This window comes from Brucella sp. IR068 (genome assembly GCF_049065885.1).
Classification (GTDB): Bacteria; Pseudomonadota; Alphaproteobacteria; order Rhizobiales; family Rhizobiaceae; genus Brucella; species Brucella intermedia.
Map to the genome: position 1 here is coordinate 1 of NZ_JBAKHE010000015.1, position 18,407 is coordinate 18,407.

An 18,407-nucleotide genomic window follows, 5' to 3' on the forward strand; every position below is an offset into this window, starting at 1 on the left:
ATGAAGGCGTTCTTCCAGCGCCTCAAGCAAAAGGGAAAGCCGAGCAAAGTCGCACTCGTCGCCGTCATGCGAAAAATGATCATTATCCTCAACGCGAGAATCCGGGACGCAAACGCAACGGTGCTTGACACCTAACACCGTTGCTTTTTAATTGCCGGTTTCGGATGCAGCAGTGTTTCGCTGCGTCGATCACGACAGCAGGATTGATTTTGCAGCGCGTGCTCCCTCCGCGCGCGAGAAAAATGCACCATCCAAGCCCGAGATAAACCTCGAATATAATGTAATTCTATAATATAAAACAAAGAACACCTGATTGACAATTGTAATGACTGCTCATAGCTTGGCATTGGTTGGAGCAGATTTACTTTATTAATGGCTGACTCCTTCTTCGTTTAAGGTTCTATTAGAGGTTGTTCGAGGGGTCGTGATGAAGATAAAGTCTGCTGTCGGCGTATTGTCCGTTGTCTTTACTTTAAGTTTTCCTTTATTAGCACTCGCTCAAACATCTGCTGATGGCTCTGCCAAATCTGCGACTGCCTCAACGGATGATGGATTGGTCACCGTCTACACGGCGCGAAAAATTGTGACGATGGATCCGGGCTGGCCCGAGGCAACGGCCGTCGCGGTGAAGGACGGAAAGATTCTCTCGGTAGGGACCCTGGACGACCTGAAGCCCTGGCTCGACAAGTATCCGCACAAGATCGACAAGCAGTTCCAGAATCGCGTCATTTATCCGGGGTTTGTCGAGGCCCATTCCCATCCTATCGTTGGCGCAACCTCGTTGACCCGCCCGCCGTTGAGCTACTATCCGATGCTCAACCCTTATGGGCCAGCGTTTCCCGGTGTGAAGACGCGGCAGGAAGCGCTTGCCAAGCTGGCGGAATATGTAGAGGCGTCGAAGGACCCGAACGCCGATGTGCTGGCCTTTGGCTTCGACGTCGTGGCGATGGGCGGCCATCTCGACAAAACCGAGCTCGACAAGATTTCTACCGTGAAGCCGATTTTTGTCTGGGATGCTTCCGAGCATTTCGTCTTCACCAACAGTGCCGCGATCAAGAAGCGGGGCCTCACCACCGAGGATGCCAAGAAGGTGTTGGGCATTGGGGTTGGCTCCGACGGGGAACTCAATGGAAAGTTCCTGGGTGAGCGCGCTGCTCAATATGTGCTCGCTCCAACCATCAACGCATTGCTGGCGCCGGATATCGCGCTGAAGAACGTCAAATATCTGTCTGACCTGTCCCAGCAGGCGGGTGTGACCACGATGTCCGACCTGGCGTTCGGGCTGATCAATATTCCACTTGAGCACCAGGTGCTGAAGTCTTCCTTCGATAGTTCGAAGGCCAATCAGCGCCTTGTCGTTGTGGTCGACGGGCATACTTTCGCGAGCACCTATGGCGACAATGCGATCGCCGAAGCAAACAAGCTGCGCGACTCGAGCAATGACAGGCTAATGTTCGAAGGGGTGAAATTCTTCTCCGATGATGGGCTGCTGAGCTTCAGCATGCAGATACAGAATCCGGGCTATATCCACTCCGACCGCTACAGCGGCCTCTTCATGTTTGACAAGTTGTCCGACTTCGTGGCCGACATGAAGCCGTGGTGGGAGCAGAACTTCCACATCCACGTGCATACCAATGGCAATGCCGGAAACGAGGCGACCATCAATGCGCTGGATGCGCTGCAAAAGGATAAGCCGCGCTTCGATCACCGCTTCACCTTTGAACATTATGGTATTTCCACCCCCGAGCAGGCGCGGCGGGTGAGTGCCCTTGGCGGTGTGGTGAGCATCAACCCTTACTATGTCTACGAACGCGCGGACCTGAACGGACCTGAGTTCGGCACCGATCGGGCCAATACCGCTGCCCGGCTGAAGACGCTGACGGACGCAGGTGTCGTCGTGTCGCTTCACACCGACACGCCCGTTGCGCCGCCGCGTCCACTGGAAGAAGTGTGGATCGCTGTGAATCGTATTGGTGCGATCTCCAAGAAGGTTCTGGCTCCGGCTGAGCGCATATCGGTGGACAAGGCGTTGCGCATGGTAACGATCGATGCCGCCTATACTCTTGGGATCGATGAGAAAGTCGGCAGCATCGAAGCTGGCAAGTTCGCGGACTTCGTGGTGCTGGGCGATGACCCTGCGACGGTCGCTCCGAAAGCCATCCGTGATGTGCCGGTTTTGGCAACGATCCTCGGAGGTCGGGTGATCAGCACCAGCGATACCCGTAAGCCCGCCGAGTAAGTTACATAAAACGAGGCCCAATCGGCGCGACGAGCGCGATTGGGCCGCCGATTTTGTGCAAAAGGGCTTTTGAAGTGGCGCCGCTCCGGTCAGAGGCGGTTACTTCAAATAGCTCATGATTCTGCACCATCCTCTCCCCACGACAATCAGGTAGACATTCCGAACGAGCTCTCACGATAACGGATGTGAGTTGCCGTGACATGCACGAACCACGGTCCGCCATAAGCGCAATTGCTTGTCACCTCTGGTCCCGGCCAATCCGTGGGCCGTATTATCGATTTCCGCTTGGCTTGCGTGTTGTCGACCGAATGATGCTCGACCCAGCACGGTCATTCCATATGAAACGATTTGTCGTTCAGTAAAGAAATTCAGCCCGGACTGCATGCACCGCCTTCGCATTGCGCACTTGTCGTAGAACAGGCCTCACCTTTTTGGGGCTCCAGAGCAAACCGTAAAACCATTGGTTTCGAACGGCGTTTTACCATCATGTCACGCACAACCGCGCCGGCAGCCGGGAGAGGCTTGCTCGGTCCCGTAACTCGGTTAGATAGTCCGGAGAACCAAGATCAAATTGCTCTTGCAGGCAATTTGTCCTTTTGATAAACGGGCCACCGGTCCGCAGTTCACCTAGGCATCGCCGCCCTCTGGGCAAGCTAAACCTGCTTCTTTAGTTCCTTGACGCATCGACCACCTTGTTCGTGCCGCGTCGGAATGGCGATCACCGATCTCAATTTGACAGGCACGCCTCAAGGATCAGGGACCATGCCCAGGGAATTAATACCATTACATGTCAATGACATTTCGGCTTTAGCGCGCAATATTCGTAGTGCCTATGCCGATCGCGAAAAACAGCCTTCTCACCTTGAAGTTTTGAATATTCTTGCGAAAGGTGCAGGATACAAAAACTTCCAGCACCTGCGAAGCGGTGCGAAAGAGCCTGTAAAGGAAGAAAAACACCATGTTATCGACCGAGCGAGCGTGGAGCGTGTGGCCCGCTGCTTTGATAAGGATGGTGTTCTTACGCGCTTTCCAAGCAAACGTTCGGATCAGATATCGGTTCTATGGGTGCTTTGGTCTCGCTTGCCGGCCCGGACGAAACTGACGGAAGCCGAGGTGAACGCGCTTATGAAAGCGTGGCACAGTTTCGGAGATCACGCTTTGCTGCGCCGCGAGATCTGCGATGCCGGTTTGGTATCGAGAACACGGGACGGCCGTGTTTACATCCGCATGGAGCTGCCGATGCCGCCTCTGGCGCAAGCTATTGCCCGCCAGATCGCTGATAAATAACCCAACAGCCAATATGCTGACGAAAGCAGCTATTGCTGCTGAGGATTGTCATGACCAAATTTGAGACCGGCTTTTTGCTCGGAAGAATTCCCTATATTCGCATGGGTGATCAATCTGATCCCCTGATCGTGATCAATGGCGGGCAAGGTTTTGTCCGCAAACACAGCTTCGACAGGATGATGCATGACGCAAAACGTGTCGCACGTATGCTGCCGCCAACACAGGGCTTTATCCTGATCGGCTACGATCAGCAGCTCGATACGAAAGCAACAATTGAGACAATCGTGTCAGACTATGAGCGCGCCATCAGAGAAATGAAGGTCCCGGCGTTTTCGCTCATGGGGATATCCTATGGCGGACTGCTGGCGACAAGGCTTGCGGCAGCGCGTGAAGGGTGGGTTAACAAGCTGATTCTGGTGGCGAGCGCTCACAAGTTCAGCGAGAATGGCGAAATCAGGATAAACCGACAAATCCAGTTCGCCCAACAGGAGCAGTATTACGAGCTGATCAATGACTTTGCGGCAATATTCCGCAATCCCCTGCTGAATTTGTTACTGAAGATAAAGCTATGGGTGGACCGCAACAAACTTCCAGAGAAAATGAACTCCGGTGACGTTATTGTGCGGTATCTTCAATTGATAATGCAGGCTGAGCCAGTCGATCTGACCGCGATCACAGCAAGGACACTGATTATCGGAGGGGAACTGGATCAGTTTTTTGGCGACGGCATGATGGAAGCCGCCCGAAATGGTATCGTCGACGCTAAACTGGAAGTTCTCGAAGGCCAAACTCACATGGCCCCGGTCGAATGCAGCCGATCGTTTCGACGTTTCCTGACGGAATTTCTCGATCAGTCTTGATCAGGGAACGCTATGAAGCCTGCGTCTGCGGGCTTCATATCCAAGTCAGATTTTTTTACCTTTAGGGAAAACGCCACTGCAGAGACGATATCATCATCAAAATTGTACGTACGCTGCATCAAGATAGGCGCGGCCCGTCGCCGGGTGGATGATAATGGCGGAGAGAGAGGGATTCGAACCCTCGATACGGTTTCCCGTATACACGCGTTCCAGGCGTGCGCCTTCAACCACTCGGCCACCTCTCCGTCTGCCTTGCTGTCGGGAAACCGTGTCTCACGGTGAAAACTGACTGCAAACGTGACACCGCTTTTCGAAACAGGCGCTGGTTAATCGCCGACTAGCGGGTGCGGCGCGAATATAGCCAGAAAATGCATATGTTCAACAGCTATTTGCAAGTTTTTGCGTCTAAATCGCCGAACCTGTGCAAAGAGCGATGCCGCCGGGATAAATATCTGAAATCATTGATTTTATTGTGGTCGAGGAATTGTGTTCGAGCTTGGCTTTGAGTGTGGCAGGTTCTGTGTGCTATGCTTTAGCAACGTCAAAAAGACAAATCTTCGGCAGGCCGGGCTCAAAACCGGGGCCGTGAGCAGGGTAGGAATCCGGGGCGAAGAATCGTGATCCGATTTGTATTGCGTAGTTTTGCGGTTGTTTTTCTCGCTTTCGCGGTGATCTTCGCGGTCCTTGATGGCGCGCGCTCCGTTGGCGCGTCGCAGTTTATCGCCAAGCCGCTTTTATCCATGTGGTCACGCAACGCGCCCGAAACATTGGCCGATGCAGAAACCTTCGTGGCGCACTATATAGGGGCAGGAGCCTGGAATGCCGTCTGCGTTCCTTTGCTCGAGCAGCCGGGCTGGCTTCTTTTCGGCATTCTCGCCCTTTTATTCTATGCAATCGGTCATCGTCGAGAGCGCCCTTTGGGACGTTTCACCGCCCGATAATCAGGAGATGGAGACCATGAGTTTCTTGGACAGCTATCGCAAGAAGATGCAGATGCCCTCGACGGACGAGGCTTTGCCCGGGCGCGCGGCGCCGATCCCGACTGCCGCCACCCATTTCGTGAACGGGCGCCCGCTGAAAGGACCGTGGCCGGAAGACTACAAGCAGGTTCTTTTCGGGATGGGCTGCTTCTGGGGTGCCGAACGCCTGTTTTGGCAGGTGCCGGGCGTATATGTGACGGCGGTCGGTTATGCGGGCGGCGTTACGCCCAACCCGACCTATGAGGAAACCTGCACAGGACTCACCGGCCATGCGGAGGTCGTGCTGGTCGTCTACGATCCGAAGGTTGTGAGCCTTGACGAGCTTTTGACCCTCTTCTGGGAAGAGCACGACCCCACGCAGGGCATGCGACAGGGCAACGATATCGGCACGACCTACCGTTCGGTCATCTACACTTTCGACAAGGCGGATCGTGAGGTGGCGGAAAAGAGCCGTGAAAACTACACGCAGGCGCTCGCCGCTCGCGGACTCGGCCCGATCACTACCGAAATCGAGGATGCGCCGGAGTTTTATTATGCCGAGGACTATCACCAGCAATATCTGGCGAAGAACCCGAACGGTTATTGCGGCTTGCGCGGCACTGGCGTGAGTTGCCCGATCCCGCTGGCACAATAAGCGGGCCGGTAATAAAAGATCGCGCGGTTCTTACCGCGCGATTTTCTTTTGCATGATCAGCATTCCCGCATAGTCGCCATCGAGCAGCTCGAAATCGCTCCAGCCGATCTGCCGGTAGAGATCCGGCTTGTTGGTGTAGAGATAGGCCTCTCCATAGCCATGTTGCCGGGCGGCGTCCTCAATGGCGCCGACAAGACCCTTGGCGATGCCTTTGCCGCGATGGCCGGGCGCAACGAACACGCTTGCCACCCACGGCTTCAGATGCGGATGCGTTTCCAGATCGCTATGGATGAGGAGGGCAAGCCCGGCAGGTTCCCCGTTCCACAGCGCGACCCGCGCTGCCTGCCCATCGTCTTCACGGGAGATGTCGTAAAAGGCTTGTGCGGTCTGTTCGGGGGTGGACCCGGTAAATTCACCCCATTCCGCATGGTTCCATGCGGCGCAGACGGTTACGAGATCGGGACGGTCGGCAAGCGGGACAATCTGAAGCATAATGTTCTACCAGTGCGGTGGTTTGGTGACCGGCACGTCCGGCGCGGTCTGCTCTTCCAGTTCCAGAAAGCGATCGGTCAGTGCGCCGAGCTTCTTGGAAAGCTGGTCGATGGTTTTCCATTGTTCGGCCAGAACGGATGACAATTCATCGATTGTCTTTTCCTGTTCGGCTACGCGAATTTCGAGCTCGGTCAGGCGTTGGTCCGCTGTCATGGCTGGCTTCCATCGGTCTTGAGGCTTTCTGGTCAGTGGATGTAACCGCTTTTGACCTGTATCGGAAGTACGCTATCACATCATTGCGTCAGCATGAGTGCGCCATTCGATACTTCATAGTGACGCAGACGCTTCAGAAAACTCATGCCAAGCAGCGTATCCGAGAGCGCGTCGTCCCGCAGGACCATCGCGTCCACATTCTCCACACGGATACGTCCGATTTCGATACTCGGCAGGACGGCATGTGCTGCAAGGGTCTGGCCATTGGCGGTCGAGACGCGATATCTGAAATCATCGGGTTTGAGCGACAGGCCGATGCGCCGCGCGGCGTTTGCGTTGATTGCAACGACGCTTGCCCCGGTATCCACCATGGCGCGAAGGGTTTGACCGGCGATCCTGACGTCCGCGATGAAATGGCCGCGGCTGTCCGGCGTGATCTGCGCGCGGCGGCCGCTATAGGCAGTGGAGGACGACGAAGAAGCGGATGAGGCTGTCGCGGCTGTGCTTGAACCGGCTTTCAGTTGCGGGCTGAATTTTTCAAACAGGAGCGGGAAGGCGATTGCCAGTCCCGCGAATACCAGAAGGATCGTAAACGCCCGCGCCATGCTGTCCCCGTTTGGAGCACGATAGCAGGCGCGGGTTAATGCTTACTTGGTGCCGTACATGCGGTCGCCGGCGTCGCCGAGACCGGGAACGATATAGCCCTTTTCATCGAGGCGCTCATCGATGGACGCGGTAAACACGTCGACATCGGGATGGGCTTCGGTGAAACGCTTGATGCCTTCCGGCGCCGCCAGCAGGCAGAGGAAGCGGATATTGGTCGCGCCGCGTTCCTTCAGCTTGTCGATGGCTGCAATTGCCGAATGTCCGGTGGCCAGCATCGGGTCCACCACGATGATGAGGCGGTTTACGATGTCTTCGGGGGCCTTGAAGTAATATTCGACCGGCTGCAGCGTGTCGTGATCGCGATAAAGCCCGATATGGGCGACGCGGGCAGCAGGCACCAGATCGAGCATGCCTTCCAGAAGGCCGTTGCCAGCGCGCAGGATCGACGCGAAGACGAGCTTCTTGCCTTCGAGCACCGGTGCGTCCATCGGCATCAATGGCGTTTCGATGGGCATGGTGGTCAGTTCGAGATCGCGCGTCACTTCATAGCAGAGCAACAACGAGATTTCCTTCAGCAGCCGCCGGAAGCTGGCCGTGGACGTTTCCTTCTTGCGCATGATGGTAAGCTTGTGCTGGACAAGCGGATGGCTGACGACTGTAACGCCCATGATCTTTCCACTTTTCTTGTTATCTTTTTGACTTTAGCGGCAGTTTGCGCCGGAGAAAACGCGTGGCGAGCGCGCACGCACAGTTTTATGTCTCTTTGGCCATTTTTAAACGCTAACGCAAGACGGTTCGCAAGGTCCCTTCACAAAAGGGGTAGTGGAGGGCGGTCTCTGCTTGTATCGTCCGGCACAAGCTTTATATGCATTACGGAAATCGTTTTCGTCTTAATAATCAGAAGCAGGATGAGCTATGAGCCAGCAGAACGGCAATGCGGACCGCGTGGGCGCACAAGGCGGCATGGAGCATTCATTCGGTTTCAAGGCGGTTGACGAAAGCGAGAAGCAGGGCCTGGTCAACGACGTTTTCCATAAGGTCGCCAGCAAGTACGACGTGATGAACGATCTCATGTCGGCGGGCATGCACCGCGTCTGGAAAGATGCGATGATCGCATGGCTGGCGCCGTCGAAGCGCCCGGGCTGGACCTCGCTCGACGTTGCTGGCGGCACCGGCGATATCGCCTTCCGCATCGTCGAGGCTTCCGGTCGTCAGGCCCATGTCACCATTCTCGATATCAACGGCTCGATGCTGGGTGTCGGGCGTGAACGCGCGATCAAGAAGGGCCTTGCCGACAATCTCGAATTCGTCGAGGCCAATGCCGAAGAACTGCCTTTCCAGGACAACAGCTTCGACGCCTATACGATTGCTTTCGGCATTCGCAATGTGCCGCATATCGACAAGGCGCTGTCCGAAGCCTATCGCGTGTTGAAGCCGGGCGGCCGGTTCCTGTGCCTCGAATTCTCCGAGGTTGAACTGCCGGTTCTCGACAAGATTTATGACCAATGGTCGTTCCACGCTATTCCGCGCATCGGCAAGATGATTACGGGCGACGCGGATTCCTACAGCTATCTGGTCGAGTCGATCCGCAAATTCCCCAAGCAGCAGGATTTTGCGGTGATGATCGAGAAGGCTGGTTTCGAGCGCGTCAGCTATCGCAATTTCACCGGCGGCATTGCCGCGCTCCATTCCGGCTGGAAGCTTTGATCGTGCCTGTGATGAAACGGGGTCAGGAACGGGGCATCGGGGCATGAGCAGTTTTTCCGCCGCTTTCCGGTTGATGCGGGCCGGATGGATATTGACGCGCGAAGGCGTCATCAGTGCATTGCCTGTTGAGGGGCTTTCCGGTCTTCCGGCGTTCGGGCACAAGATTGCGGGCATTCTGGCGCGTCCGCGCGCGCGCCACATGCAGCGTTCCGAGCGCATGTCGCGCGCCATGAACAAGCTCGGCCCATCCTATGTAAAGCTCGGCCAGTTTCTGGCGACGCGGCCAGATATCGTGGGGCGCGATGTTGCTGCCGACCTCGAACTTTTGCAGGACAGGCTCGACTTCTTCCCGCAGGTTGATGCCGTTGCGGCAATCGAAGGTTCGCTGGGCCGCAAGATCGATGATCTTTACATGCAATTCGATGCGCCGATAGCCGCCGCTTCCATGGCGCAGGTGCATCCGGCCGAAATCATGAAGGACGGAGCGCGCCAGAAGGTTGCCGTCAAGGTCATTCGTCCGGGTGTGCGCCAGCGTTTTGCCCGCGATCTCGAAGGTTTCTACATGGTCGCGCGCATGCAGGAGCGCCATGTTCCTTTCACCCGCCGCCTGCGTCCGGTTCAGGTTGTGGAGACACTCCAGCAGACCACCCGCATCGAGATGGATTTGCGTCTTGAAGCGGCAGCGCTTTCCGAGATTGCCGAGAACATCAAGGACGATGCGGGGTTCCGTGTTCCCAAGGTCGATTGGGAGCGCACGGGCCGCGATGTGCTCACGCTCGAATGGATCGACGGCATCAAGATGTCGGACATTTCAGCGCTTGAAGCCGCCGGTTTCGATCTCCGGAAGCTTGCTGAGACGCTGATCCAGTCCTTCCTGCGCCATACGCTGCGTGATGGTTTTTTCCATGCCGACATGCATCCGGGTAACCTGTTCGTGGACCATCAGGGCCTGATCGTTGCGGTCGATTTCGGCATTACCGGGCGGCTCAACAAGCAGCAGCGGCGGTTCCTTGCCGAGATTCTCTACGGCTTCATCACACGCGATTACATGCGCGTGGCGGAAGTGCATTTCGAAGCCGGCTACGTCCCGCATACGCATGACGTGGCAAGCTTTGCACAGGCGATCCGCGCCATTGGCGAGCCGATCCATGGCCAGCCCGCCGAAACCATTTCCATGGCCAAGCTTCTGACCTTGCTGTTTGAAGTGACCGAGCTTTTCGATATGGAAACCCGCCCCGAGCTTCTGATGCTGCAGAAGACCATGGTGGTTGTGGAAGGTGTTTCACGCACGCTCGATCCGCATTTCAACATGTGGAAGGCGGCGGAGCCGGTGGTCGGCGACTGGATCGCCAGGAACCTCGGGCCGCAGGGTATGCTTCTCGATGCGAAGGACAGCGCTTATTCGCTGCTGCATTTCACGCGCAAGACGCCGGAACTTGTGGCGCGCGTGGAACGTGTTTCCGTTGCGCTGGACGACATGGCGGTGAATGGATTGCGCTTTGACGAGGCGACCGCGGAAGCTATCGGTCGGGCAGAGGCGCGCCATTCGCGCTGGGGCCGCATCGCGCAGGTCGTGATTGCGATTTCGCTCGCTGCAATCGCTATCAAGCTTTATATTTGGCTATGAATCACTTTTAAAGTGACAATCTAACTTTTAAGGTGACAGCCAGCTTTTAAAGTGATTTCAATGATTGCACTTGTAACAGGCAGGTGCAATCACATGGCCAGCATTACCATCCGTAATCTTGATGACACCGCCAAGGAACGTCTCCGTATTCGGGCGGCACAAAATGGGCGCTCCATGGAAGAAGAGGCGCGCATCTTGCTGGCCGGGCTGAATGAAGCCGCGCCGGTCGTGGCGGGGTCGCCCGGGGCAGGGGCTTCTCTGGCCGGAAGGCGCATTCTTCTCATTATCGGCGGTGGCATTGCAGCCTACAAGACGCCTGATCTCATCCGCCGTCTGCGTGAGCGTGGCGCGCATGTGCGCCCGTTGATGACTGCTGCCGCGCAGCAATTCGTGACGCCGCTGACCATCGGCGCGGTGTCCGCCGACCATGTCTTTACAGATCTGTTCTCGAGGGAGGACGAGCAGGATGTTGGGCATATCCGGCTTGCGCGCGATGCGGACCTGATCGTCGTCGCGCCGGCGACCGCCGATCTGATGGCGAAGATGGCCAACGGTCTTGCCGACGATCTGGCAAGTGCCGTGCTGCTGGCCCGTAAGGTGCCGGTTCTGATCGCGCCTGCCATGAACCCGGCCATGTGGGACAATCCCGCGACAAGACGCAACCGCCTGACGCTTGAAAAGGATGGCGTTCGCTTCGTCGGACCCGAGAGGGGCGAAATGGCGGAAAGCGGCGAGGCTGGAACGGGCCGCATGAGCGAGCCGCTGGCAATCGTCGCGGCCATTGAAAACCTGCTCTCACCGCAGGCGAAACCACTTGCGGGCAAAACCATCGTCATGACGTCAGGGCCGACGCACGAGCCTATCGATCCGGTCCGCTATATCGCCAATCGCTCGTCGGGCAAGCAGGGCCATGCAATCGCGGCAGCACTCGCGCGGCTTGGCGCGACGGTGCATCTGGTGTCCGGCCCTGTAACCATTCCCGATCCCGAAGGCGTTGATGTCGTTCATGTCGAGACGGCGCGTGAAATGCAGGCTGCGGTGGAGCGGCATCTTCCCGCCGATGCGGCGGTTATGGTGGCGGCGGTTGCCGACTGGCGCACGGCCAATGAAGCCGGGCAGAAGATCAAGAAGAAGCCCGGGGAAAGCGCGCCGACGCTCGCCATGGTCGAAAACCCCGACATTCTGGCCGGTGTCGGCCATAGCGACAGGCGTCCCGGCCTTGTGGTCGGCTTTGCCGCCGAAACGCAGGATGTGGCCGGAAATGCGAGAGCCAAGCTTGAGAAAAAGGGCGCGGACTGGATCGTTGCCAATGATGTTTCGCACGCACCGGATGGCAGCAGCGTGATGGGTGGCGACCGCAATCATGTCCGTATCCTCAGCCGGTCCGGTATCGAGGAATGGCCGGAAATGAGCAAGGAACAGGTCGCTGAAAGACTGGCCGGAAAGATCGCCGAAAGGTTGCTGGAAGCAGACAGGTAAATTTCTCTGCAAGCCATGTCACATCTGCGGTGCCTGTTTCGTCTTGATGGTGAACGACTTCAAATCGTAAGCCCCAAGGAGACATATCATGGAAGCAAGACTCGTTCCGTACAAGCTGGCACCGAAGATCATGCAGGCTATGGTCGAGGCGGAAAAGGCCGTGTCGGAGGCCGGGCTGGAATATAGTCTTTATGAGCTCGTGCGTATTCGCGCATCGCAAATCAATGGCTGTGCTTATTGTATTCACATGCACACGCGCGATGCCCGCAAGGCGGGAGAGACTGAAGAACGCCTCTACCTCGTGGCCGCGTGGCGCGAATCGCCGTTGTTCACGCCGCGTGAACGCGCTGCGTTGGCCTGGACCGAAGCCTTGACGCTGATTGCGCAGACCCGCGCGCCGGACGAGGATTACGAAGCGTTGAAAGCGCATTTCACCGATGAGGAGATCGTGAAGCTCAGCATGGCCATCAATATGATCAACCTCTGGAACCGTGTAGCGGTCGGGTTCCGCACCGTGCATCCGGTCACGACCGATGCGCCAGCAGGCTGAAACGGGCAACAGCTTCGATGCGGACGCGTTCGAGGCCCTGAGGCCCCGGCTCGTTCGCATCGCTTACCGCATGATAGGCTCTCATGCGGAAGCCGAGGACATTGCGCAGGAAGCCTGGTTGCGGTGGAATACGGCAGCCCAGGAAGCCGTCCGGGAACCGGAGGGCTGGCTGGTGCGGGTCGTAAGCCGGCTCGCGCTCGATTATCTGAAATCCGCGCGCGTGCGCCGTGAGACCTATCCCGGTTTATGGCTTCCCGAACCTCTGGTCGAGGAAGAGGAAGACCGGAGCGACGATATCACGCTGACGCTCATGCTGGCGCTTGACCGGCTGTCGCCGCTGGAGCGGGCGGCCTTTCTGCTGCACGATGTTTTCGGCATGGACTTTGGGGAAGTCGCGCGAGTGCTCGACCGTGACGCGGCGGCCTGCCGACAGCTTGCAAGCCGGGCACGGATGCATGTGCGCCAGGAAAAGCCGCGATTCACCCTGCCGGAAGACCGCGGACGCACCATTGCGGAAGCCTTCTTTCAAGCCTCACGCAGTGGCGATCTCAGTGCATTGCAGGGCCTTCTGGCGGAAGATGCCATCATGTATTCCGATGGCGGCGGTGTTCGCAACGCGGCGCTCAATCCCATCTATGGGCGAGCGAAGATCATGCGCTTCTACGAGGGGATCTCCCGCAAGGCCGATGGTGTGCCTCCCGCCATCCGGCAGTTCGCCGTGTTCGACGGTCTGCCGGGGCATATCAGCATGGAAGCGGATGGATTGCCGCAGGTCGCCGCACTGGAGATTGCCGAGGGGCAGGTTCACGCGATCTATCTCGTTCGCAATCCCGAAAAACTGCGCCATCTGCAATTCGGTGACGATATGCGGAGTTTCAATCGAGCTGAACCGGATTTCAAAAGAACTCGTCCAGCAGGCGATAATAGCTGATCTTTGCTTCTTCGATTGCCGGCCCGCCATAGGTGGCCAGAAACGGCGTTACCCATTCTTCGCCCAGATTGTAACGGATGCTCCAGCAGGCGAGCGCCAAATCCTGATGGCGATCGGCGAGGCCGAGCCTGCCGCAATCGATGAAACCGGTGAAGGCATCCTTGTCGGCCATGAAATTCGGCAGGCAGGCGTCGCCATGGGTGACTACAATATCTTCGCTTTGGGGCTTCAGGCGAAGCAGTTCTTCGAAAACTCCCTGCGGTGTCCGCCCTTCACGTTCCTCGTCGAAATCCTCTTCATCGACCGCGCCCGCTTCGACACGCTTGCGGGCGTCTTCGATGCGGAACTCCAGCCGGTGATCGAACGGACAGGAAGCCGGGTCGATGGCATGCATCGATTTCAGGGCGGTCGCCAGAATATCGACAATACGCTCCGGCGCGAGCGTGCCGACTGCCGAGGCCAGATCCTGACCCGGCAGGCGCGTCATCAGCAAAAAGCTGTGTTCCGGCGCGATTTCGAAAGCGAGGACTTCTGGGCAGGCAAGGTTTTGCTGTCTGAGCCAGCGAAGCCGTGCTGCTTCATCGGCAAGTTCGCCGACCGGGCTTTGCGGCTCCACTTTCAGAACCAGAGGTTCTCGTTCGGGATGGTCGAGCAGATGCACATTGGCCGTTGAGCGGCCAAGCTCGTCCTGCCGACTGCGATAATCCCGCAATTCCTGCCGCAGCGCCTGAGGCAGATCAAGCGCAGCCAGAACCGGATCGTTCATTTTCTCTCCAAAGGATCAGGCCTTGCCGCGGACCTGATAATCCTTGACGGTGGCAAAGCGGATGTCTTTCCAGCGCTCGGCCTCGTAGTTGAGCGAGAAGCCGTTCTGGGCCAGAAATACCGGGTCACGGTCAAGATCGTGTGCGATATCGGCGCGATGGGCGGCAATGAAGCGGTCGACTTCAGCCGGATCGTCGGCGGAAATCCACCGGCAGACCGAAAAGCGCGACATTTCAAAGCCGACCGGCAGCGAATATTCGACCTTGAGGCGTTCGGTCAGGACGTCGATCTGCAGCGCACCGACAACGCCGACGATAGCCGGCGAACCGTCATCGGGCAGGAAGAGCTGCACGACGCCTTCTTCCGCCATCTGCTGCAGCGCTTCGCGCAGCTTCTTGGCCTTCATTGCATCATCGAGGCGAACGCGGCGCAGGATTTCCGGCGCGAAGTTCGGCACTCCGCGGAACAGGATATCCTCGCCCTCGGTCAGCGTATCGCCGATGCGCAGCGTGCCGTGGTTGGGGATGCCGACCACGTCGCCCGCAAAGGCTTCGTCGGCAATCTGGCGCGAACGGGCAAAGAAGAACTGCGGTGCGGAAAGGCTCATCGGTTTGCCGGTGCGCACCAGCTTTGCCTTCATGCCGCGCGACAGCTTGCCCGAGCACACGCGCAGGAAGGCGATGCGGTCGCGATGGTTCGGGTCCATATTGGCCTGAATCTTGAACACGAAGCCGGTCATCCTGTCTTCGGTCGCCGCCACCATGCGGGCATCGGCCTGCTGGTCGCGCGGGGAAGGGCCGAAATCGCAGAAGGCTTCGATCAGGTCGCGCACGCCGTAGTTCTTCAGCGCCGAGCCGAAATAGACCGGGGTCATGTGGCCTTCGCGGAAGGCGGCGAGGTCGAACGGGCGGCAGACGCCACGCGCCAGTTCGACACCTTCCAGCCACGCTTCACGCTCGTTTTCCGGCAGAAGCCTTGCGGCTTCTTCCGGTCCGCTGACCTTGGTCGGCTGTTCTTCATTGTCCTGGCGGCGCAGCGTATCGCTGTGCAGGTCGAAGGTGCCTGCAAAGCTTTTTCCCGAACCGATGGGCCAGGTGATCGGGGCCGTGTCGAGCGCCAGCTTCTCCTCGATCTCATCGAGGATTTCCAGTGGGTCTCGCGCCTCGCGGTCCATCTTGTTGACGAAGGTGACGATGGGAATGTCGCGCATGCGGCAGACTTCGAAAAGCTTGAGCGTGCGCGGTTCGATACCCTTGGCGGCGTCGATGACCATGACGGCGGAATCGACCGCGGTCAGCGTGCGATAAGTGTCATCGGCAAAATCTTCGTGGCCCGGCGTGTCGAGCAGGTTGAAGATGCAATCCTTGTATTCGAAGGTCATCACGGAGGTGACAACGGAAATGCCGCGGTCGCGCTCGATGTTCATCCAGTCGGAGCGGGTCTGGATGCGGTCCTTCTTGGCCTTCACCTCACCGGCAAGCTGGATGGCGCCGCCGAACAGCAGCAGCTTTTCGGTCAGCGTGGTCTTACCGGCGTCCGGGTGCGCGATGATCGCGAATGTGCGGCGCTTGGAAACGGGATGGTCAGCGGGCATGAAGAAACTCGTGATGGCGAAATGTTGGGCTGCGCGTGAAGGCGCGCCGCGAAGATGTTGGCCAGCATCTAGCAGGAGTTGGCCAGAATCTCAACAAGCGCCATGTTACAAGTCTCGTGGCGGATGAAAGCGGCGCAGTCTGCGCCGCTTTGCCGATGGTGCGCGGCGCTTTTAGCGGCTCTTGATGCCGAGGGCGAAGGCGATGAAGGACCAGCCCTGGAAGATCAGGTCTATCGCCAGGAAAAGGCCAAGGACGAACAGGCTGTTGACCGGCCATTTGATGGCGATGATGAGGCCAAGCAGCAAGGTGACGACACCGCCCGCAACGATCCACCCCCAGCCAGCCGATGGTTTTGATTTGAAGCCGAGCCAGATGCGGAATGCGCCGGAACCGAGAAGTGCCGCCGCCAGAAGGAAGGTCAGCACGCCGGCCGCCAGCACCGGATTGATGAAGGCGACGATGCCCGCCGCCGTATAAAGCAGGCCGCTCAGGAGCCAGAAGAAGAAGCTGCCCCAGGTTTTGACGCCGAATGCATGAACGATTTCCATGGCGCCGCCGATGAGCATCATCAGGCCGACATAGTAGACCGAGACCACGGTGGCGAGAACCAGATTGCCGAAGGCGATGCCTCCGAGGATCAGCAGCGCCACCCCAAGGGCGAGAAACCAGCCCCACTTGCTGGAAAGTTCTGCCGGAAAGGTCGGGCGGTCGATATCATTATGAGCTGTTGCCATGAGACGTCCCTCAAATTGTCAAGCCTCATGACCAGTATAGAGCATGTATTGAATTTGACCAGCTTATCACAACCGCCGCGTTCTTCGTGATGCGGGACTGCAAGGCGCAGTTTTCTGTGGTCCGGTGCTAAGGCGCCTCCAAGTCATGCGCAGGTTTGGCGGATCGTTGTCGCAGCCCCTGTTCGTTTGGGGGGCGCAGCATTATATCCCTTTGCTATTACAGTCGTTTTCCGCTTAAAGTCTGCCGATGTTCGATCTCGTTTCCCACTACTGGCCGCATATCCTGTTTGTCCTGTCGGTTGTTCTCGGAGCGATCGCCGCCATTCACGCGACCATGACGAAGGAAGAAGTGCGCACCGCCATCGGCTGGGTAGGCGTGATCGTGCTTTCGCCGATCGTGGGAGCGGTGGTCTATGCCATTGCGGGTGTGAACCGCATCCGCCGTTCGACCCTCAGCCACCAGCGCGCCAACCGGGGCAAGATTGCGCTTTATCACCTGTCGCACTTCGATACGACGAATGACCTCGTGCGCGCAGCCTTCGGGCGTCAGTTCGGAGCGATGAAGATACTGGGCGATGCGGTGAGCCTCTATGACTTCACGAGCGGCAACAATATCGACATGCTGGAGACGGGCGACGAAGCCTATGCCGCCATGCTCGACGCCATAGGCCGCGCCGAGCGCAGCATCATGCTGGAAACCTATATTTTCGACCGGGATGGGATTGGGGAAGTATTTGCCGATGCCCTGGGCGATGCGGTCCGGCGCGGCGTGGAAGTGCGCGTGCTCGTCGATGCGGTCGGTGCGCGCTATTCCTTTCCGAGCATCGTGAAGCTCCTGAAAGACAAGGGCGTCGCGGTCGATGTGTTCAACGGCAATATCATCATCGGGCTGCGCCTGCCTTACGCCAATCTGCGCACCCACCGTAAAATCCTCATCGTCGACGGCAAGATCGCCTTCACCGGCGGTATGAATATTCGTGCGGGCTTCGTGCGAAGGATAGCCGGCGACGCGGTTGCCTTCGATACGCATTTCAAGCTGGAAGGTCCGGCGATTGCCGATCTCTTTCATATCGCATCGGAAGACTGGCGCTTTGCGACCGGCGAGCTTCTCACCGGGGAAGCATGGAAGATCGCACCGCCGGAAAACCCGCCGGGCACCGGAACGCTGGTGCGCGTCGTCGGATCCGGGCCGGACAAGAACGTGGAAACCAACCAGCGCATGATGATGGGCGCCTTCTCGATTGCCGAGCAGCATATTCTCATCATGACGCCCTATCTCTTGCCGGACCGCGAATTGATCAGCGCGCTGGTGACGGCTGCGCGGCGCGGCGTGTCGGTGGATATCGTCGTGCCGGGCGTCAATAATCTGAAGCTCGTCGACCGCGCCATGCGCGCCCAGTTCGACCAGTTGCTGAAGGACGGCTGCCGCATCTGGCGGGCGGGCGGTGCCTTCAATCACTCCAAGCTGATGACCATCGACGGCGCATGGTCCTATGTCGGATCGTCCAATATCGATCCGCGTTCGCTGCGGCTGAATTTCGAAGTCGATCTGGAAATCCTCGACCGCGATGTGGCGCGTCAGGTGGAGGAGCGCATCGGCAAGGTGATAGAGGACAGCCGCGAGGTCAACCTTGCGCGTCTCAAGAGCCGGCCTTTCCTGGAGCGCCTTCTGGACCGGATTATCTGGCTGGGTTCGCCTTACCTGTGA

General features: G+C 58.1%; 18 protein-coding genes, 1 tRNA gene and 1 pseudogene. 12 read left to right on the plus strand and 8 right to left on the minus strand.

The window, feature by feature from the left end; all coding sequences use genetic code 11:
- The 4 genes and pseudogenes from ACOWVS_RS19665 to ACOWVS_RS19680 form a co-directional block, all read left to right on the plus strand.
- Positions 1-135, plus strand: a pseudogene (locus tag ACOWVS_RS19665) (IS110 family transposase); the annotation flags it as partial.
- Between the two features lie 292 nt (positions 136-427).
- Positions 428-2,239, plus strand: a complete 1,812-nt coding sequence (locus tag ACOWVS_RS19670) for an amidohydrolase (protein ID WP_112702356.1) — start codon at positions 428-430, stop codon at positions 2,237-2,239.
- Positions 2,240-2,950: 711 nt separating this feature from the next.
- Positions 2,951-3,526, plus strand: a complete 576-nt coding sequence (locus ACOWVS_RS19675) for a DUF2087 domain-containing protein (RefSeq protein WP_247644461.1) — start codon at positions 2,951-2,953, stop codon at positions 3,524-3,526.
- Between the two features lie 50 nt (positions 3,527-3,576).
- The gene (locus ACOWVS_RS19680) at positions 3,577-4,386 is read left to right on the plus strand and encodes an alpha/beta fold hydrolase (protein WP_075042328.1); all 810 of its coding nucleotides are present in this window, start codon (positions 3,577-3,579) and stop codon (positions 4,384-4,386) included.
- Between the two features lie 155 nt (positions 4,387-4,541).
- On the opposite strand, the gene ACOWVS_RS19685 is transcribed toward ACOWVS_RS19680, so the two are convergent.
- A tRNA-Ser gene (locus ACOWVS_RS19685) sits at positions 4,542-4,631 on the minus strand.
- Between the two features lie 372 nt (positions 4,632-5,003).
- On the opposite strand from ACOWVS_RS19685, the gene ACOWVS_RS19690 reads away from it, so the two are divergent.
- Both ACOWVS_RS19690 and msrA read left to right on the plus strand, forming a co-directional pair.
- The gene (locus ACOWVS_RS19690) at positions 5,004-5,327 is read left to right on the plus strand and encodes a hypothetical protein (RefSeq protein WP_025090776.1); all 324 of its coding nucleotides are present in this window, start codon (positions 5,004-5,006) and stop codon (positions 5,325-5,327) included.
- 16 nt (positions 5,328-5,343) lie between these two features.
- Positions 5,344-6,000, plus strand: a complete 657-nt coding sequence (msrA, locus tag ACOWVS_RS19695; RefSeq protein ID WP_075042327.1) for a peptide-methionine (S)-S-oxide reductase MsrA — start codon at positions 5,344-5,346, stop codon at positions 5,998-6,000.
- A gap of 30 nt (positions 6,001-6,030) precedes the next feature.
- Here the strand turns inward: msrA and ACOWVS_RS19700 are convergent, their stop codons facing one another.
- From ACOWVS_RS19700 to upp, 4 genes are all read right to left on the minus strand, one after another.
- On the minus strand, positions 6,031-6,492 hold the full coding sequence (locus ACOWVS_RS19700) for a GNAT family N-acetyltransferase (protein ID WP_063881556.1): 462 nt from the start codon (positions 6,490-6,492) through the stop codon (positions 6,031-6,033).
- Positions 6,493-6,498: 6 nt separating this feature from the next.
- Complete coding sequence (locus ACOWVS_RS19705; RefSeq protein ID WP_063881555.1) at positions 6,499-6,705, minus strand: SlyX family protein; 207 nt, start codon at positions 6,703-6,705, stop codon at positions 6,499-6,501.
- 80 nt (positions 6,706-6,785) lie between these two features.
- Positions 6,786-7,310, minus strand: a complete 525-nt coding sequence (locus tag ACOWVS_RS19710) for a retropepsin-like aspartic protease family protein (protein ID WP_063881554.1) — start codon at positions 7,308-7,310, stop codon at positions 6,786-6,788.
- A 42-nt stretch (positions 7,311-7,352) separates the two neighbouring features.
- Entirely contained in the window at positions 7,353-7,979 is a 627-nt protein-coding gene (gene upp, locus ACOWVS_RS19715) for a uracil phosphoribosyltransferase (RefSeq protein ID WP_006467614.1), read from the minus strand.
- A gap of 247 nt (positions 7,980-8,226) precedes the next feature.
- Here upp and ubiE point away from each other — a divergent pair, with 247 nt between their 5' ends.
- The 5 genes from ubiE (at position 8,227) to ACOWVS_RS19740 (ending at position 13,605) form a co-directional block, all read left to right on the plus strand.
- A complete protein-coding gene (gene ubiE, locus ACOWVS_RS19720; RefSeq protein WP_063881553.1) occupies positions 8,227-9,018 on the plus strand; it encodes a bifunctional demethylmenaquinone methyltransferase/2-methoxy-6-polyprenyl-1,4-benzoquinol methylase UbiE in 792 nt (263 codons plus the stop codon).
- Between the two features lie 43 nt (positions 9,019-9,061).
- On the plus strand, positions 9,062-10,645 hold the full coding sequence (gene ubiB / locus ACOWVS_RS19725; RefSeq protein ID WP_063881552.1) for a 2-polyprenylphenol 6-hydroxylase: 1,584 nt from the start codon (positions 9,062-9,064) through the stop codon (positions 10,643-10,645).
- A gap of 93 nt (positions 10,646-10,738) precedes the next feature.
- A complete protein-coding gene (gene coaBC, locus ACOWVS_RS19730; protein WP_245670593.1) occupies positions 10,739-12,124 on the plus strand; it encodes a bifunctional phosphopantothenoylcysteine decarboxylase/phosphopantothenate--cysteine ligase CoaBC in 1,386 nt (461 codons plus the stop codon).
- 88 nt (positions 12,125-12,212) lie between these two features.
- A complete protein-coding gene (locus tag ACOWVS_RS19735; protein WP_063881551.1) occupies positions 12,213-12,674 on the plus strand; it encodes a carboxymuconolactone decarboxylase family protein in 462 nt (153 codons plus the stop codon).
- Positions 12,658-13,605 carry a sigma-70 family RNA polymerase sigma factor gene (locus ACOWVS_RS19740; RefSeq protein ID WP_063881550.1) on the plus strand — a complete coding sequence of 316 codons (948 nt, stop codon included), beginning with the start codon at positions 12,658-12,660 and terminating at the stop codon, positions 13,603-13,605. The genes ACOWVS_RS19735 and ACOWVS_RS19740 overlap by 17 nt, the downstream gene beginning before the upstream one ends.
- Here ACOWVS_RS19740 and aph(3')-IId read toward each other — a convergent pair.
- The 3 genes from aph(3')-IId to ACOWVS_RS19755 form a co-directional block, all read right to left on the minus strand.
- Positions 13,571-14,371 (minus strand): aminoglycoside O-phosphotransferase APH(3')-IId, encoded by an 801-nt coding sequence (aph(3')-IId, locus tag ACOWVS_RS19745; RefSeq protein WP_063881549.1) that lies wholly within the window; start codon positions 14,369-14,371, stop codon positions 13,571-13,573. The genes ACOWVS_RS19740 and aph(3')-IId overlap by 35 nt on opposite strands.
- Before the next feature lie 15 nt (positions 14,372-14,386).
- A complete protein-coding gene (locus ACOWVS_RS19750) occupies positions 14,387-15,964 on the minus strand; it encodes a peptide chain release factor 3 (RefSeq protein ID WP_021587129.1) in 1,578 nt (525 codons plus the stop codon).
- 171 nt (positions 15,965-16,135) lie between these two features.
- Entirely contained in the window at positions 16,136-16,699 is a 564-nt protein-coding gene (locus ACOWVS_RS19755) for an HdeD family acid-resistance protein (RefSeq protein ID WP_075042326.1), read from the minus strand.
- 247 nt (positions 16,700-16,946) lie between these two features.
- Between ACOWVS_RS19755 and cls the strand changes: the two genes are divergently transcribed.
- Positions 16,947-18,407 carry a cardiolipin synthase gene (gene cls, locus ACOWVS_RS19760; protein WP_006467607.1) on the plus strand — a complete coding sequence of 487 codons (1,461 nt, stop codon included), beginning with the start codon at positions 16,947-16,949 and terminating at the stop codon, positions 18,405-18,407.

Coding starts and splice junctions, on each gene's coding strand:
- ACOWVS_RS19670 (WP_112702356.1), top strand. CDS start 428: ATGAAGATAAAGTCTGCTGTCGGCGTATTGTCCGTTGTCTTTACTTTA.
- ACOWVS_RS19705 (WP_063881555.1), bottom strand. CDS start 6,705: ATGACAGCGGACCAACGCCTGACCGAGCTCGAAATTCGCGTAGCCGAA.
- ACOWVS_RS19740 (WP_063881550.1), top strand. CDS start 12,658: ATGCGCCAGCAGGCTGAAACGGGCAACAGCTTCGATGCGGACGCGTTC.
- ACOWVS_RS19700 (WP_063881556.1), bottom strand. CDS start 6,492: ATGCTTCAGATTGTCCCGCTTGCCGACCGTCCCGATCTCGTAACCGTC.
- msrA (WP_075042327.1), top strand. CDS start 5,344: ATGAGTTTCTTGGACAGCTATCGCAAGAAGATGCAGATGCCCTCGACG.
- cls (WP_006467607.1), top strand. CDS start 16,947: ATGTTCGATCTCGTTTCCCACTACTGGCCGCATATCCTGTTTGTCCTG.
- ACOWVS_RS19680 (WP_075042328.1), top strand. CDS start 3,577: ATGACCAAATTTGAGACCGGCTTTTTGCTCGGAAGAATTCCCTATATT.
- ACOWVS_RS19735 (WP_063881551.1), top strand. CDS start 12,213: ATGGAAGCAAGACTCGTTCCGTACAAGCTGGCACCGAAGATCATGCAG.
- ubiB (WP_063881552.1), top strand. CDS start 9,062: ATGAGCAGTTTTTCCGCCGCTTTCCGGTTGATGCGGGCCGGATGGATA.
- ACOWVS_RS19675 (WP_247644461.1), top strand. CDS start 2,951: ATGGCGATCACCGATCTCAATTTGACAGGCACGCCTCAAGGATCAGGG.
- coaBC (WP_245670593.1), top strand. CDS start 10,739: ATGGCCAGCATTACCATCCGTAATCTTGATGACACCGCCAAGGAACGT.
- ACOWVS_RS19750 (WP_021587129.1), bottom strand. CDS start 15,964: ATGCCCGCTGACCATCCCGTTTCCAAGCGCCGCACATTCGCGATCATC.
- ubiE (WP_063881553.1), top strand. CDS start 8,227: ATGAGCCAGCAGAACGGCAATGCGGACCGCGTGGGCGCACAAGGCGGC.
- upp (WP_006467614.1), bottom strand. CDS start 7,979: ATGGGCGTTACAGTCGTCAGCCATCCGCTTGTCCAGCACAAGCTTACC.
- ACOWVS_RS19755 (WP_075042326.1), bottom strand. CDS start 16,699: ATGGCAACAGCTCATAATGATATCGACCGCCCGACCTTTCCGGCAGAA.
- ACOWVS_RS19710 (WP_063881554.1), bottom strand. CDS start 7,310: ATGGCGCGGGCGTTTACGATCCTTCTGGTATTCGCGGGACTGGCAATC.